Origin of the sequence: Rhizobium croatiense (genome assembly GCF_019793465.1) — a bacterium.
GTDB classification, from domain to species: Bacteria; Pseudomonadota; Alphaproteobacteria; order Rhizobiales; family Rhizobiaceae; genus Rhizobium; species Rhizobium croatiense.
Map to the genome: position 1 here is coordinate 302,184 of NZ_JAILYJ010000005.1, position 15,753 is coordinate 317,936.

Consider the following 15,753-nt stretch of genomic DNA (forward strand, 5'->3'; position numbering starts at 1 on the left):
CCGTTGATATCAGCACGAAAAAGGCGCAGAGGCCGGCCTCCGCGCCTCCAATTGTTTGCGCACCTCGATCAGGCGGCAGCGAGCTGCAGTTCCTTCTGCACCATGCTGCGCAACGTCGTCAGGTCCTTGGCGAAGGCACGGATGCCTTCGGCGAGCTTTTCCGTCGCCATCGCGTCTTCGTTCATCATCCAGCGGAAGGTCTTCTCGTCGACCGAAACCTTGGCGTCGGGCTTGCGGCTCTCGGGCGAGAGCTTGCGCTCCAGCTTGCCCTCATCCTTGGAAAGTTCGTCAAGCAGCGCCGGGCTGATGGTCAGCCGGTCGCAGCCGGCAAGGGCTTCGATTTCGCCGGCATTGCGGAAGGAGGCGCCCATGACGATCGTCTTGATGTCGTTCGCCTTGTAATAGTTATAGATATCACGCACGGAGATGACGCCCGGATCTTCCTCGGCGGTGTAATCCTTGCCGGTCGATTTCTTGTACCAGTCGAGAATGCGGCCGACGAAGGGCGAGATCAGGAACACTTTGGCATCGGCGCAGGCGATCGCCTGGACCTTGCTGAAGAGAAGCGTCAGGTTGCAGTCGATGCCCTCCTTCTGCAGCACTTCGGCGGCGCGGATGCCCTCCCAGGTGGACGCGAGCTTGATAAGAATGCGGTCCCGTTCGATGCCGCGATCCTTATAGGCAGCAATGATCGAGCGCGCCTTGGCAAGCGAAGCCTCGGTGTCGAAGGACAGGTCGGCATCGACCTCGGTCGAGACCCGGCCGGGGACAAGCTTTACCAGCGCAGCGCCAACCGAGATTGCGAGGCGATCGGCGACGGCGGAGGAGACGGCTTCAGGATTGCCGCCCTGCGACTTGCCCCAGGCGACGGCTTCCTTGATGGCATCGGCAAACATCGGTGTGCCGAGCGCCTTCAGCACGATGCTCGGATTCGTCGTGCAATCGACTGGCTTCAGGCGCGCGACCGCCTCGATGTCGCCGGTATCGGCGACGACGGTGGTGATCTCGCGGAGTTGGTCAAGCTTGGATGTCATGATCAATAATCCTTGTTGAACTTGGGCTGCGACCGGCGCGAGTTCCGCCCGGCAAAGGTGATCTACCGACAGGTTGTCGGCATGCTGCAGGCGAAAATGCGCACATCCGTCACGGATGATTCATAAACGTGAAGGACAGTGGCCATGTTCCCGCGGACAAACCGCACGCCGAACGCGAGCGATGTCGCCTGCGGCTGGAAGGCCGGTCGTGACTTTCGGCATGCCCGCACTATGTCCTCCTCGGACGGACAGAACGACTTCGTGTCGCCGGGACTATCGCCATTCGCCCGAGGAAAAGTCAAGGACATTTGTGCATTTCAATTGACATAAGTGTCACACCCGTCATTATCCCGGCAACAAACGCGCCGCGACAGCCGTTCATTCCTGATGGGATTTAGGGCAGGACTCGGCTGGAGGACATGTGGTCAAGCTCAAACGCGGAACGCATACAGCCTATTCGGAGGCATCCTCGCTGCGGCTGCGGGCCGCGTGGCTCTATTACAACGAGGGCCTGACTCAGAAGGATGTCGCCGAACAGCTCGGTATCAGCCGCACCACCGTCATCCGGCTGCTCGACGAGGCGATGAAGCGCAGCGAAGTCCAGATCTGGATCAACGATTCGATCGGCGATTGCGTCGAGCTTTCCGTGAAGCTGGAGCGCGCCTACGGCCTCGACGAGGCGATCGTCGTGCCGGCGCCGGTCCATGGCGACGTCGCCTCGCTGGCAAAGAATGTCGGCCTGGCGCTTGGCCAGTTCCTTTCCGAGGCCATCCCGGACGACTATACGATCGGCGTCGGCTGGGGCCGCACGATGACCGCCTCGCTGTCGAGCTTCCGGCCACCGCGCCGCGCCAATTGCAAGGTCGTGTCGCTGCTCGGCGGCATCGTCGCCGTCCACCAGACGAACCCGATCGATTACACGTGGCGGCTGGCAAATCAGCTTGGCGCCGAATGCTATATGTTCCTGGCGCCGCTTCTGGTCGATTCCGTAGAAACCAAACGCAATCTCATCGAGAAGTGCGGCTTGGACACGATCTACCGTCTCGCCGAGAATCTTGATCTGGCGATCGTCAGCTGCGGCGATATCGGTCCTCATTCGACTTCGCTGTCGGAAGGCTGGATATCGAAGGCCGAACTGCAGGAACTGATCGACGCCGGCTGCGTCTGCGACACCATGTTCAACTTCCTCGACAGAGATGGCAATTCGGTCGACCACTCAATCAATCGTCGGGTGATGTCCGTCGATCTCGACACGCTGAAGGAAGCCAAGCACATCGTGCTTTCCTCCGGCGGCGCCCATCGTGCCGTCGCCATCCGCGCCACGATCAAGCGCATCGGCTGCAATACGCTGATCACCGACGAAAGCGCGGCGCGGGCGCTGCTGGAATTGGCTGAGACATCACCGTCAGCCTCTTCTCCTCAGCGGAGAGAAATACCGGAGCGATAGCGCGGCAATGCGGGGTGGGCGGCAGCGGCGAACGACCCGCCGCTCTCCTCAGGCGTGCGCCGATTCCCAGCCGAGCATGGCCCGCTTGCGGGTCAGGCCCCAATGATATCCGGTCAATGCTCCGTTCTTGCCAAGCGCGCGATGGCAGGGCACGACGAAGGAAATCGGATTGACCCCGACGGCAGCCCCGACAGCGCGCATGGCGGTCGGCCGGCCGATGTCCCTGGCGATATCGCTATAGGTCACGGCCTTGCCGAACGGGATCTTCAGCAGGCTCTGCCAGACGCTGACCTGGAAATCGGTTCCGATCAGGACGACCCGCAACGGCTGGTCCGACGTCCAGCGGCCCGGCTGGAAGATGCGCTCGGCATAGGGAGCCGTCGCCTGCCGGTCGTCGATGTATTCAGCATTCGGCCAACGGCAGGTCATGTCTTCCAGGCAGGCCTTTTCGTCGCCGCTGTCGCTGAAGGCAAGGCCGGCGAGGCCGCGATCCGTGACCATGACGAGAGCCGCACCGAAGGGACAACTGTGGAAGCCGTAGCGGATCGTTAGGCCGCCGCCCTTCGCCTTCCATTCGCCCGGAGACATCGCCTCATGGGTGACAAAGAGATCGTGCAGGCGGCTCGGGCCGGAAAGCCCGACCTCGATGGAAGTTTCGAGCAAGGGCATCTCTTCCTTGCGCAGCAGCCGCTTGGCGTGGTCGAGCGTGACGGCTTGCAGAAAGGCCTTGGGAGAGAGGCCGGCCCAGCGGGTGAAGGTCTTCTGAAGCTGCGTTGGGGACTGATTCAGCCGCGCCGCGATCGCTTCCAGCGAGGGCTGGTCGCGATATTCTTCGCTGATGAGTTCGATGACCCGACGGACGGTATCGTAGTCGGGGCCGCCGGGGGTGATATCTGTGTCGAGCTTCGCGATCATATTCATCGTTTTTCTCCTTTAGACAGGAGATAATCAAGGGCGGACGGCCAAACCACCCGATTCTTGCGCCTCCGGCGGATCGGCTCAGAGACGCTGCTTGACCGTGGCGAGCGCCCCTTTGAAAGCCTTGGCAAAACTCTCGCGGTCATCAGGGTTCAGGAAGGAGCCGACATCCGTGCGCCGGCCCTCGCCGAAAATCTGCATGGAGAGGATGCCGATTTCCTGATGCCGGCGGACGAGGAACCGCGCCCAGAACGGGTTGAAATGATGTTCCACCATCCGCCCCGACGGCGCAAACTTGCGCACCGAAACATCCGTGCGCGACACCGTGACTTCCTCGCGCGCCCTTCCGGAGCGGTAGCTCAGCCAGAAAGCACCGTAAAGCAGGAGGAAATCCAGCCCGAAGAAGAAGCCGATCGGCCAGGCGCCGGTCACGGTGAAGAACATGCCGTAGAGAAAGCAGACGGCGCCCGACAAAATGAGCAGCACCTTGAAGCCCTTGCGCCCGAGCGATCGGTGGGGAAAGAGTTCGGCTGCGAAAACAGGCTTTTCGTTGAAGCTGTCGGCGTTGCTTTCCATCATGGCCGTTGAGTATAGATTCTCCATGGCGAATCCGAAACTCAAATCCGTTGGCAAACCGTCCCAAAACTCGAATGGCATCACCCGCCGCAAACCGGCAGCGGCGGTGAAAACCGCCTATTCCGTGGCTGAGCGCGAGGAGATCTTCCGCCGTTTCTCGGTGCAGCGGCCGGAACCGAGGGGCGAACTCGAGCATACCAACCCCTTCACTCTCGTCGTCGCCGTGGCGCTTTCCGCCCAAGCCACCGACGCCGGGGTCAACAAGGCGACGCGAGCGCTCTTCAAGGTCGCCGACACGCCGCAGAAAATGCTCGATCTCGGCGAGGAGAAGGTCCGCGATTACATTAAAACGATCGGCCTTTATCGCAACAAAGCAAAGAACGTCATCGCGCTTTCCCAGATGCTGGTCGACGAATTCGCGGGCAAAGTACCGGAAACGCGCGAGGAACTGGTCCGCCTGCCGGGCGTCGGGCGCAAGACCGCCAATGTCGTACTGTCCATGGCCTTCGGCCAGGCGACGATGGCGGTCGACACTCACATTTTCCGCATCGCCAACCGCATCAGGTTGGCCCCCGGCAAGACGCCCGACGAGGTCGAGGCGCGGCTGATGAAGGTGGTTCCGAGACACTACCTCTATCACGCCCATCACTGGCTGATCCTGCACGGCCGCTACACCTGCAAGGCACGCCGCCCCGAATGCGAGCGCTGCGTCATCGCCGACATCTGCAAATCGCCGGACAAAAGTTGGGATATTCCGGCGCCGCTCGTCGAGCTACCGCCGCAGGTGATCGGCGAGGCCGTCGAGTAAGACGGCGATCGCCCGCTCGTAATCCCGCCTGTCCCCGCCGGCGTCGATCGCGATCGCGGCGCGGTCGAAAGCTGCCGACAGCAGTGATGTCAGCGGGTCGAGCAAGGCGCCTGCCTCCGGCAGAAACGCCGCAAGTCCTTCCCGCAAACTCGCCTCCGCATTTTCCGCATCCAGTGCGGCGACCACCGGCGATCCGAGAACGGCAGGCGCTTCCATCAACAGCAGCTGTGTTCGCCCTGGCTGCGCCATCGCGGCGAAATAGGCCGAAGCGCCGGCGATCAGTGCAGCCCGCTGTCCTTGTTTCGGCGCCGAAGACGCCTCGATCGCCTTGGCCACATCCTGGGCCTCGCACGCGATCACCGCCTGGAACAGTGCCTTCTTGTCCTCGAAATGATGGTAGAGCGCCCCGCGCGTCACCCCTGCCGCCGCGACGATCTCCGGCGTCGCCGTTTCGGCATAACCTTTCTCGACGAAGATACGCCGCCCGGCGTCGATCAGCGCCTGCCTTGTCTGTTCGGTTCTCTCGCGATTGCTGCGGCTCATACCGTCTATTTACATACAAACTGCATGTATGTTAATACAAAAAAACATACAGACTGTATGTAAAAGCGAAGGAGCAAGAGATGAAATCGACCAGCTATTATCCTGTCATCATGACGGGCGACGTTGAGGGCACCGCCGCCTTCTACTGCGCCCACTTCGGCTTCAAGGCGCTTTTTGAAAGCGACTGGTACGTTCACCTGCAATCGGTCGAGGCGGAGCATGTCGCGCTCGCCATCCTGGACGGCAGCCACGAGACCATCCCTGCCGCCGCGCGCGGTGAGGTTCGCGGCTTGCTGCTCAATTTCGAGGTCGAGGATGTCGATCGTATCTACGAGGCCTGCCGGAACGCAGGCCTGCCGATTTTGAGAGAGATCCGCGATGAGGATTTCGGCCAGCGGCACTTCATCACCGCTGATCCGAACGGCGTGCTGATCGACATCATCAAGCCGATCCCGCCGAGCGCGGAATTCGCCGCGCTGTACGACGCCTCCGCCCTGCCCGGCTGAGCCTCAGGCGCGCGAACCGGTGTCGCGAGCCGAAATCAGCTTGTGCAGATGCACCATCATGCCGGCGGCAAAGAGCGGCGTCAGCAGATTGACGAAGGGGATCATCAGAAACAGCGCAATAAGCAGCCCGCCGAGAAAGACGGTGGGCGCATGCTTGGCGCGAAAAAGCCGCGCCTCCTGCGGCGGGCGGAAGCGCATGGCGGCGAATTCGAAGAATTCCCTTCCCAGTAGGTAGCCGTTCACCAGAAAGAAGGCGACCAGATTGACGCCGGGAATGAACAGCAGCAGCAAGGCGACGATATTGCCGAGGATCACCACGCCAAGGAACTTGATCGAGCTTGCCATGGCAGGACCGAGCGGCATGGCGGTGCCCGGCGCGTCCGCGGGATAATCGCGTTTTTCGATGACATCGGCGACATCGTCGAGAAACAGGCCTGCGATCAAGGCCGTGACCGGCGACAGCAACAGCGCCAGCAGGAGCGCAAGGCCGATGCCCGCGAGGATCGCGAAGACGAGGGTGAGCCACCCCGCCCATTCCGGCAGATCGGGAAAGAAGCCCGTCAGCCAGGGAAAGAGGAAGGCCATGAAGGCCCCGCGCAATGCAAACCAGAGACCGGCCAGCACCAGAATCGTCAGGCCGAGCACTTTCCAGAAGACCGAACGCGTTTCCGGCGCGAACAGGTTGGCGAGTGATAGTCGAGCGGCGTCAAGGATCATTTCTTCAGCGTCTCCAGTTGCGCAGAAGATGTAGGAAAGGCGAATGCCACCGACAAGAGAGAATAAAATTGCAGGCTGTAATAGAAACTTGTCGCAATATAAGTGCTAATATAATATTATGGCCCATAGAATTAAGCATGGGCCTGAGAAGCAGCTTCCGAAAATAGTTGCAAAGACAAGGGATCGCGATAGCGCATCCACGGAACGCCTCTGAGGGAAGACGGGGGAGGCTGATGTGGAAGATTTTGTGCACAAACTCAGGCAATACGTCAAAAGCGGCACACCGGCCGAGCGTCGTATCGCGAAATATTTCTCCGAACACCTGAATGACCTGCCGTTTGAGACGGCCGCGTCGGTTGCCGACCGGCTGGACCTATCGCCCATGACCGTCGGGCGTTTTCTGCGCGCGCTCGGCTACCAGGGCCTGGACAGCGTCAAGGTCGAGATCCGCGAGACCGTGACGACATCGCCGGCTCAGTTGCAGAGCGCCATGAGTGAATTGCATGCGGATGCTGCGGAAGGCAAACCGCTCGCCGTGCTGGTCGCCGAACAGATCCAGGCGCTCCATCATATCTATCATCTGACGGCGCAGCCGCACTGGTCCGAAGCTGTCAGCCTGATCAGCACCGCTCGTGAAGTCTCGATCGCCACCCACGCACGGCTTGCAAGTCTCGCCAATCACTTCTGCCAGCGGCTGACACAGGCCCGCGACGGCGTGCGCACGCTCGACGGCGCCGACAACCGTTTTGCCGACCTCTTTGCCCGCCCGGCGGTCGACGACGCGCTGCTCGTCATCATCGACTGTCGCCGCTTCGCCAAGGCGCGCCTGCTTGCCAGAACCGCGCGGCGCTACGGCTACAAGGTCGTCCTGATTTCACCGCAGCAGGCGGATTGGATGGCGGATCAATCCAACGTCATGTTGCCCCTGCCGCCCGCCCGCGCCCCCGATCTCGACAATCTTCCGCCGCTGATCGCCCTGCTCGATTGCCTGTCGGAGTCGGTCATCCTCGAAGTCGGGGAAGAGGCCGCGCTTCGCCGCCGCCGCATGCTGGAATTCGCAACCGTCCTCGGCGAGACGGCCAACCACTGAAACCGCGCTTTCGGCGGCTACCGCATCGTTTCCAGCTCGGCGCGGTGCCGATACATCGCCAGAAGACGGCGATAATCGCGATCGTAGAGGGCCTGCTTCGCCCTGTCGGGCAGCCGTTCCTGGCCGCCCGGATACATCGCCTCGCCGGCTGCCGCCAAATCCTTGTGCAGGCCGCAGGCGACCGATGCCGCGATCGCCGTGCCGAGCAGCACCGCCTCGTTCATCTTCGGCACCACGACCTTGCAGCCGGTGGCATCGCTATAGAGTTCCATCAGCACCGGGTTTTTCACATGCCCGCCGGCGACATGCAGTGTATCAGGCACGTAGCCATATTCCTTCATTTTCTCCAGGATATGGCGAATGCCGAGCGCAATGGCCACTGCGGACCGCCAATAGAGTGCACACAGCCCGTCGAAGGAGGTATCGAGCGTCAGCCCGCTGACGGCGCCGACCGCATGCGGATCGGCGCGGGGTGAACGATTGCCGTGAAAATCCGGCAGCACGAAAATGCGCTCCCCGAAAGCATCGCCTTCCTCGGCCCGCAACTCGGCAATGCGCGCGACGATCCTCTGATGCAGCGCCGCCGTCGGCTCGCCGCCCGCCGCATGCATGCGGACCATATGGTCGAGCAGCGCCCCGGTCGCCGATTGTCCGGCCTCCACCAGCCAGGACTGCGGGAAGACCACCTCGTAATAGGGACCCCACATGCCGTGGCTCGGTTTGCGTTCCTGCGAAAAGGCGACGATGCAGCTCGACGTGCCGGCGATCAGCGCCAGTTGATGCTCGCGTTTCACCGGATCGGCGGCATAACCGCCGAGTGCGCCAAGCGCGCCGGCATAGGCGTCGATCATCCCGGCCGAGACGTGGCAATCGGTGGTCAGCCCAAGGACTGCCGCCGCCTCCGGCGTCAGCCGGCCGACGCTGCCGCCGACCGGCGTCGTCTCATCCGGCAGGTGGCCGCGCGCCTGAAGATCTTCGAGACCAATGCGCTGCAGGAAATCCTGCTGCCAGCCCTTTTCGAGATGGGCGAGATAATTCCATTTCGCCGTCAACGTGCAGCGCGAGCGAGCCGGCGATCCGGTCGATTTCCATGTCATGAAATCGGCAAGGTCGAAGAAGTAACCGGCCTTTTCCCATGTGGCGGGCAGCTTCTTCTTCAGCCACATCAGCTTCGGCATTTCCATTTCCGGCGACATGACGTGGCCGGAATGCTCGAGCACCCCGTGCTCCGTCGCCGTGCAGAAATCGGCTTCCTTCAGCGCCCGATGGTCGAGCCAGACGATCGTGTCGAAACGCTGCTCGCCGCCGGTGGAAACGCTGATCTGCCGGCCCTCGACGTCGCGCACGACAAGCGAACAGGTAGCGTCGAAACCAATCGCGCCGACCGAGGCGGCGGCAATGCCGGATTGCGCCATCGCGCGGCGCACCGCCGTGCAGGCAGCCGACCAGATGTCTTCGGAATCGTGCTCGGCGTGGTTTTCGCGCGGCCGGTTCATCGCGATCGGATGTTCTGCCTTGGCGAGCAGACGGCCGGCGGCATCGAAGACACCGGCGCGCGCGCTGCCGGTGCCGACATCGACCGCAACCACATGATCACGCATCAAATCTTGGTCCCGTCCAGCTTATGGTTGCGGACAAGGTGTATCAAATCCGGCATGGCGTCAAACACGACTTCCGGCGAAAGCCGGTCGAGTTCGGCACGGTATCCGGCGAAATTCGCATGCGATCCGCCGGTGAAGGCAAAGACAGTCATACCCGCCGCCTTGGCGGCGGCAATGCCGGCCGGACTGTCCTCGACGACGACGCAGGATCCAGGTTCGACTTGCATCTCGCGCGCCGCATGCAGGAAGAGATCGGGCGCCGGTTTGCCGCGCTTGACCATCGTCGCGCTGAAGATGTCGGGCAGCCTGTCGAGAAGGCCGGTGACGGAAAGCGACAGCCGGATTCGCTCCATCTGGCTGGACGAGGCGACGCAGCACGGAATGCCGAGCCGGTCGATCGTCGCTCCAATGCCATCGATCGGCTTCAATTCGGTGCGGAAGCGAGCGTAGAGATCGGTGCGGATGCGTTCGAGGAATTCCTCGCTGGCATGGATGTTGAATTCGGTTTCCAGCGTATCGATGAGCGTCGACAGGCTGCGGCCGAGAAAGCGCTCATAGGCCTGATCTTCGCTGATCGAGACGCCGAGATCGTTCATCGCGCCGACGAGGACGCTGATCGAGATCGGCTCGCTGTCGACGAGCACGCCGTCGCAATCGAAGATGACCAGCCGTGGTTCAGCATCAGCCATGAAAGACCCAACCTGAGTTCAATTCGCACGCACGTCCGCGCCGCTCGCAGACCGGACGGATGGCGGCGCGAATACCGCCACCCGGTCCTTACACCGCGAGCTTGCCGTCGAGATAGAGCTGCAGCGTTCCCCGCGTGCCCTTTTCCCACAAGGTTTTGAGCGCATGGGCGAAACGCTTGCGGAAGAGATCGGATTTTGCCACCTCACCGAAAATATCGTCGAAGGCGAGGAAGGCGGACGGATCGTCCTTGGCCTTCAGCGCCGCCGCATGCAGGCGCTCGGCGCTGGCGTCGTTGAAGACGATATCCTTGCCGCTATCGGTCTTGCCGGCGAAATAACGGCACCAGAGCGCCGAGACCAGCGCCAGGCCGACGACATCCCTGTTCTGGCGGAGATTGTCGAGCGTCGACGGCAGGATGAATTTCGGCTGGCGGTTCGAACCGTCCTGGGCCAGGCGCGGAATGGTGTCGGCAATCTTCGGATTGAGCAGGCGATGCTCGATCAGCGCAAAATAATCCGTCAGCGACGTGTTCGGCACCGGCGGCACGATCGGAATGATCTCGTCCTTTTCGAGCTTGGCGAGGAAGGCGCGAATCAGCGGATCTGCCATGGAATCATGCACGAAATGAATGTCCATCAGCGCCGCCGGATAGGCAATCGCCGCATGTCCGCCGTTGAGGATGCGGATCTTCATATGCTCATAAGGCGTGACATCGGGCACGAAGGTCACGCCGACCTTTTCCAGCGCCGGCCGGCCGGCGGTGAACTTGTCCTCGAGCACCCACTGCTTGAATTCCTCGCAATAGACCGGCCAATTGTCTTCGATGTCGAAATTGTCCCTGAGGAAATCGATCTCCCGCTGGCCGGTCGCCGGCGTGATGCGGTCGACCATCGCATTCGGGAAGGCGACGTTTTCCCGGATCCAGTCGGCGAAGGCGGGATCCGAAAGTGCCGCCGTGCCGACCACCGCATTGGCGGTGACGATGCCGTTGTGGGGAATGTTGTCGCAGGACATGACGGTGAAGGGACCGATGCCCTTTTCCTTGCGCGCCTTCAGGCCGGCGACGATCAGCCCGAACACCGTCTTCGGCGCGTCGGGACTGTTTCCGTCGGAGGCGATATCGGGATGGGCCGGGTTGAATGTGCCCGATGCATCGATGAAGTAACCGCCCTCGGTGATCGTCAGCGAAACGATGCGGATCTCGGGATCGGCAAGCCTGGCGATGATCGCGGCAGGATCGCCGACCGGCAAGATGTCGATCATCGGCGCGGTGACGCGCGCCGCCGTCTTGTTGTTGTCCTGTTCGACCACCGTCGTCAGGAAATCCTGGGCCGCAAGCCTCTCACGCATGGCGGCATCGGACGGCAGCACGCCGGCGCCGACGATCGCCCAGTCGTGATCCGTGCCCGCGTTGAAGAGATCGTCGAGATAAATCGCCTGGTGAGCCCGGTGGAAGTTGCCGACCCCGAAGTGCACGATGCCGGCTTTCAGCGACGCCCTGTCATATCGGGGAATGGCGGCGGTGCGCGCCGCGTCCGGAAGCGTTGCCAGCGATAGTTTGCACGTCATGTTCCAGTCCTCTTGAAGGTCTTGCCGAAACGGCCGGGCGCCATCGCCCGGCTCGCATGCCTGCCCCCAGCCGGCCGCCTGCCTCAGATGGCAAGGCCGCCCTCGTTGAATTTGTGAATGCGCGAACGGTCCGGCGTCAGGTAGACCGTATCGCCCGCCTTGGCGGCAAAATCGCCGCTGCCGCGCGCCGTCACCATGCCGATGCCGTCGGCATCGATATGCAGGAAGGTGTCGGAGCCGAGATGCTCGGCGACCACCACCCTGCCCTTCCAGTCACCGCTCTCCATCGACAACAGCATATGTTCGGGACGGATGCCGATCGTGTGAGCGCCGAGCTGGGCGGCGTTCTGGCCCTTGATGAAATTCATCTTCGGCGAGCCGATGAAGCCGGCGACGAAAAGGTTGCGCGGGCGGCTGTAAAGTTCGAGCGGTGAGCCGACCTGCTCTATATTGCCCCGGTTCAAGACGACGATCTTGTCGGCCATGGTCATGGCCTCGACCTGGTCGTGGGTAACGTAGACCATCGTCGTCTTCAACTGCTGATGCAGTTCGCTGATTTCGAGGCGCATGTTGACGCGCAGTGCGGCGTCGAGGTTCGACAGCGGCTCGTCGAACAGGAAGGCCGAAGGCTGGCGCACGATGGCGCGGCCGATCGCCACGCGCTGGCGCTGGCCGCCGGAAAGCTGACGCGGCTTGCGCTCCAGATAATCGGTGAGATTAAGCACGCGGGCGGCATCGGTCACCTTGCGGTCGATCTCAGCCTTGTCGACGCCCGCCATCTTCAGCGGGAAGGCGATGTTGTTGCGCACGCTCATATGCGGATAGAGCGCGTAGGACTGAAACACCATGGCAAGGCCGCGTTCCGACGGCGCCTTTTCGGTGGCGTCCCTGCCGTCGATGACGATCTTGCCGCCGGAAACGTCCTCGAGACCGGCGATCAGCCTCAGCAGCGTGGACTTGCCGCAGCCCGACGGGCCGACGAAGACGACGAATTCGCCGTCCTTGATGTCGAGATCGATCGAAGGGATGACCTTGGCTTCGCCGAAGACCTTGGAAACCTTCTGAAGGGTAATACTGCCCATGTTTGTCTCCCTTTTCTTATTTCACTGCGCCGAAGGTCAGGCCGCGGACGAGTTGTTTCTGGCTGAACCAGCCGAGGATCAGGATCGGCGCGATCGCCATGGTCGAAGCCGCCGAGAGTTTGGCGTAGAACAGGCCTTCCGGGCTGGAATAGGAGGCGATGAAGGCCGTCAGCGGCGCCGCCTTGGAGGCAGTGAGGTTGAGCGTCCAGAACGCCTCGTTCCAGGCAAGGATGATGTTCAGAAGCAGCGTCGAGGCGATGCCGGGCACCGCCATCGGCGTCAGCACGTAGATGATCTCCTTCATCAGTGACGCTCCGTCCATGCGCGCCGCTTCGAGGATCTCGCCGGGGATTTCCTTGAAATAGGTGTAGAGCATCCAGACGATGATCGGCAGGTTGATCAGCGTCAGTATGATCACCAGCCCGGTGCGGGTGTCGAGCAGGCCGGAATTGCGGAACATCAGATAGATCGGGATCAGCGCGCCGACCGGCGGCATCATCTTGGTCGACAGCATCCACATCAGCACGTCCTTGGTCCGCTTGGTCGGCGAAAACGCCATCGCCCAGGCGGCCGGGATTGCGATGATCAGGCCGATCAGCGTCGAGCCGAAGGAAATGACCACCGAATTCATGAAGTGGCCGAGATAGTTCGACCGGCTCTGCACCTCCGCATAGTTCTCCGTCGTCCAGTGGAAGAACAGAAACTGCGGCGGCGAGGCGATGGCGTCGGCTTCCGACTTGAAGCTCGTCAGGAAGGTCCAGAGGATCGGGAAGAAGATCAGGATGCCGAGCGTCCAGGCAATCGCGGTGACGATGACCTTGCGCTGCGTTGTGACTTTTCTGGCCATCTCAAGCCTCCAGATTCTTGCCGACGAGGCGGACGAGGAAGATCGCGACGATATTGGCAAGCACGACCGCGACGATGCCGCCCGCCGACGCGCCGCCGATATCGAACTGCAAGAGCGCCTGCGCATAGACGAGATAGGTCAGGTTAGTGCTGTCGGTGCCCGGCCCGCCATTGGTGGTGACGAGGATTTCGGCAAAAACCGAAAGCAGGAAGATCGTCTGGATCAGGATCACCACGGTGATGGCGCGGGCCATGTGCGGCAGGATGATATAGATGAATTTCGAGATCGCCCCGGCGCCGTCCATCTCGGCCGCCTCCTTCTGCTCCTCGTCGAGCGATTGCAACGCCGTCAGCAGGATGAGGGTGGCAAAGGGCAGCCATTGCCAAGCGACGATGAGAACGACGGAAAACAGCGGCGCATTCGCCAGCCAGTCGATTGGCTGCAGGCCGAGCGCCTTGGCAAGATGCGCAAAGAGGCCGTTGACCGGGTTCATGAACATGTTCTTCCAGACCAACGCAGCGACCGTCGGCATGACGAAGAACGGAGCAATGACAAGGATGCGCACGATGCCCTGGCCGTACATCGGCTGGTCGAGCAGCAGCGCGAAGGCGATGCCGCCGATGACGGTAATCACAAGCACGCCGGCGACGAGCAGCAGCGTATTGATCAGCGCGGCGAAGAAGGCCGGATCGGACAGGAAATATTCATAGTTCAGAAAGCCGACGAAGCTCTCCATGCCGGGGCTGAGCAGATTGTAGTTCAGCGTCGAGAAATAGATCGTCATCGCAAGCGGAACGATCATCCACGCAAAGAGGAGCAGCACGGAGGGCGCGATCATCAGGCGCGCGGAAGAGCGAGTGTGCAAGGTTGCCATGGCAATCACCGATCTGGTCTGAAGCGGGGAGCGGCCGCAGGAAAGCTTTGTCTGGAAAAACGGCCGCCGATGCGGTTCGGGCGATCGGCGGCCCAGAGGGGCGGATTGTCAAGGATCCGCCTTCTCAGGAGGTTTACTTGATGTAGCCGGCTTTGGTCATTTCCCGGGTTGCCAGCTGCTGTGCGCTCTTCAACGCCTGATCGACCGAAATCTGGCCGGCAAGGGCTGCCGAGAACTGCTGCCCCACCGCCGTGCCGATACCCTGGAATTCCGGGATCGCCACGAACTGGACGCCGACATAGGGGACCGGCTTGACGGTCGGCTTGGTCGGATCGGCCGAGTTGATCGAGTCGAGGGTCATCTTGGCGAAGGGAGCGGCCTTCTGGTAATCCGCGCTCGCATAGAGCGAGGTGCGGGTGCCGGGAGGTGCGTTCAGCCAGCCTTCCTTTTCAGCCACCAGGTTGGTGTAATCCTTGCTCGTTGCCCAGGCGACGAACTTCTCGGCAGCTTCGATCTTCTGCGAGCCTGCCGGGATGGCGAGGTTCCAGGCCCAGAGCCAGCTGCCGCGCTTGCCGAGGCCCTTGTCCGGGGCGAGCGCGAAGCCGACCTTGTCGGCAACGGTGGACTCCTTCGGGTTGCTGACGAAGGAAGCGGCGACCGTTGCGTCGATCCACATGCCGCACTTGCCGGTCTGGAAGAGCGCCAGGTTCTCGTTGAAGCCATTGGAAGAAGCACCCGGAGGGCCGGCGTCCTTCATCAGCTTGACGTAGAAGTCCAAAGTTTCCTTCCACTCCGGCTGGTCGAACTGCGGTTTCCAGCTTTCATCGAACCAGCGCGCGCCGAAGGAGTTGGACATGGCCGTCAGAAACGCCATGTTCTCGCCCCAGCCGGCCTTGCCGCGCAGGCAGATACCGTAGATTTCCTTGTCCTTGTTGGTGATCTTGCGGGCAGCCTCCGCCACGAAGTCCCAGGTCGGGGCATCCGGCATCTTCAGGCCAGCGGCGTCGAACAGGTCCTTGCGGTACATGACCATCGAGCTTTCGCCGTAAAACGGCGCCGCATAGAGCTTGCCATCCGTGGTCAGGCCGCTGCGGATTGCCGGCAGCAGGTCGTCGACGTCGTAATTGGCGCCGAGATTGTCGAGCGGCAGCAGCCAGCCCTGTTTTGCCCAGATCGGAACTTCATAAGTGCCGATCGTCAGAACGTCGTACTGGCCGCCCTTGGTCGCGATGTCGGTCGTAACCTTCTGGCGCAGCACGTTTTCTTCGAGGGTGACCCATTCAAGGTCAATGCCGGGATTCTTCGTCTTGAAGTCATCCGTCAGCTTCTGCATCCGGATCATATCGCCGTTGTTGACGGTCGCGATTGTCAGCGTTTCGGCCGAAGCCATGCCGGCAAACGCCAATGCCGAGCAGGCGCCCAGCAGGAAAGTTCTCAATGTCATATCTTCC

16 protein-coding genes are annotated in these 15,753 nt (G+C 61.8%); 4 read left to right on the top strand and 12 right to left on the bottom strand.

Annotated features, from left to right (window positions below; all coding sequences use genetic code 11):
• Positions 1 to 68: 68 nt before the first annotated feature.
• Entirely contained in the window at positions 69 to 1,034 is a 966-nt protein-coding gene (gene tal, locus K6M89_RS11060) for a transaldolase (RefSeq protein ID WP_222139452.1), read from the bottom strand.
• A 421-nt stretch (positions 1,035 to 1,455) separates the two neighbouring features.
• On the opposite strand from tal, the gene K6M89_RS11065 reads away from it, so the two are divergent.
• A complete protein-coding gene (locus K6M89_RS11065) occupies positions 1,456 to 2,481 on the top strand; it encodes a sugar-binding transcriptional regulator (protein WP_222139453.1) in 1,026 nt (341 codons plus the stop codon).
• Positions 2,482 to 2,529: 48 nt separating this feature from the next.
• On the opposite strand, the gene K6M89_RS11070 is transcribed toward K6M89_RS11065, so the two are convergent.
• A complete protein-coding gene (locus tag K6M89_RS11070) occupies positions 2,530 to 3,402 on the bottom strand; it encodes a methylated-DNA--[protein]-cysteine S-methyltransferase (protein WP_222139454.1) in 873 nt (290 codons plus the stop codon).
• A 78-nt stretch (positions 3,403 to 3,480) separates the two neighbouring features.
• Complete coding sequence (locus K6M89_RS11075; RefSeq protein WP_097580471.1) at positions 3,481 to 3,978, bottom strand: DUF2244 domain-containing protein; 498 nt, start codon at positions 3,976 to 3,978, stop codon at positions 3,481 to 3,483.
• A 22-nt stretch (positions 3,979 to 4,000) separates the two neighbouring features.
• Between K6M89_RS11075 and nth the strand changes: the two genes are divergently transcribed.
• A complete protein-coding gene (gene nth / locus K6M89_RS11080; protein WP_498072971.1) occupies positions 4,001 to 4,783 on the top strand; it encodes an endonuclease III in 783 nt (260 codons plus the stop codon).
• On the opposite strand, the gene K6M89_RS11085 is transcribed toward nth, so the two are convergent.
• The gene (locus K6M89_RS11085; protein ID WP_222139456.1) at positions 4,748 to 5,326 is read right to left on the bottom strand and encodes a TetR family transcriptional regulator; all 579 of its coding nucleotides are present in this window, start codon (positions 5,324 to 5,326) and stop codon (positions 4,748 to 4,750) included. The genes nth and K6M89_RS11085 overlap by 36 nt on opposite strands.
• 80 nt (positions 5,327 to 5,406) lie before the next feature.
• Here K6M89_RS11085 and K6M89_RS11090 point away from each other — a divergent pair, with 80 nt between their 5' ends.
• Positions 5,407 to 5,832, top strand: coding sequence for a VOC family protein (locus K6M89_RS11090; RefSeq protein ID WP_222139457.1), 426 nt, complete (start codon positions 5,407 to 5,409; stop codon positions 5,830 to 5,832).
• A 3-nt stretch (positions 5,833 to 5,835) separates the two neighbouring features.
• Here the strand turns inward: K6M89_RS11090 and K6M89_RS11095 are convergent, their stop codons facing one another.
• Entirely contained in the window at positions 5,836 to 6,549 is a 714-nt protein-coding gene (locus K6M89_RS11095; protein ID WP_097580475.1) for a sulfate transporter family protein, read from the bottom strand.
• 235 nt (positions 6,550 to 6,784) lie between these two features.
• On the opposite strand from K6M89_RS11095, the gene K6M89_RS11100 reads away from it, so the two are divergent.
• Positions 6,785 to 7,639, top strand: a complete 855-nt coding sequence (locus tag K6M89_RS11100) for a MurR/RpiR family transcriptional regulator (protein ID WP_097580476.1) — start codon at positions 6,785 to 6,787, stop codon at positions 7,637 to 7,639.
• A gap of 17 nt (positions 7,640 to 7,656) precedes the next feature.
• On the opposite strand, the gene K6M89_RS11105 is transcribed toward K6M89_RS11100, so the two are convergent.
• The 7 genes from K6M89_RS11105 to K6M89_RS11135 all read right to left on the bottom strand — a co-directional run bounded on the left by K6M89_RS11105 (position 7,657) and on the right by K6M89_RS11135 (position 15,746).
• Positions 7,657 to 9,240 carry an FGGY-family carbohydrate kinase gene (locus K6M89_RS11105; RefSeq protein WP_222139458.1) on the bottom strand — a complete coding sequence of 528 codons (1,584 nt, stop codon included), beginning with the start codon at positions 9,238 to 9,240 and terminating at the stop codon, positions 7,657 to 7,659.
• Positions 9,240 to 9,929, bottom strand: coding sequence for an HAD family hydrolase (locus K6M89_RS11110; RefSeq protein WP_222139459.1), 690 nt, complete (start codon positions 9,927 to 9,929; stop codon positions 9,240 to 9,242). Before K6M89_RS11110 ends, K6M89_RS11105 begins: the two co-directional genes overlap by 1 nt.
• 88 nt (positions 9,930 to 10,017) lie before the next feature.
• Complete coding sequence (locus K6M89_RS11115; RefSeq protein WP_222139460.1) at positions 10,018 to 11,499, bottom strand: mannitol dehydrogenase family protein; 1,482 nt, start codon at positions 11,497 to 11,499, stop codon at positions 10,018 to 10,020.
• Positions 11,500 to 11,582: 83 nt separating this feature from the next.
• Positions 11,583 to 12,581, bottom strand: coding sequence for an ABC transporter ATP-binding protein (locus tag K6M89_RS11120; RefSeq protein ID WP_097580480.1), 999 nt, complete (start codon positions 12,579 to 12,581; stop codon positions 11,583 to 11,585).
• 16 nt (positions 12,582 to 12,597) lie between these two features.
• On the bottom strand, positions 12,598 to 13,428 hold the full coding sequence (locus K6M89_RS11125) for a carbohydrate ABC transporter permease (RefSeq protein WP_038691452.1): 831 nt from the start codon (positions 13,426 to 13,428) through the stop codon (positions 12,598 to 12,600).
• A 1-nt stretch (position 13,429) separates the two neighbouring features.
• Positions 13,430 to 14,302 carry a carbohydrate ABC transporter permease gene (locus tag K6M89_RS11130; protein WP_222139461.1) on the bottom strand — a complete coding sequence of 291 codons (873 nt, stop codon included), beginning with the start codon at positions 14,300 to 14,302 and terminating at the stop codon, positions 13,430 to 13,432.
• 133 nt (positions 14,303 to 14,435) lie between these two features.
• A complete protein-coding gene (locus tag K6M89_RS11135; protein WP_222139462.1) occupies positions 14,436 to 15,746 on the bottom strand; it encodes an ABC transporter substrate-binding protein in 1,311 nt (436 codons plus the stop codon).
• Between the last annotated feature and the right edge of the window lie 7 nt (positions 15,747 to 15,753).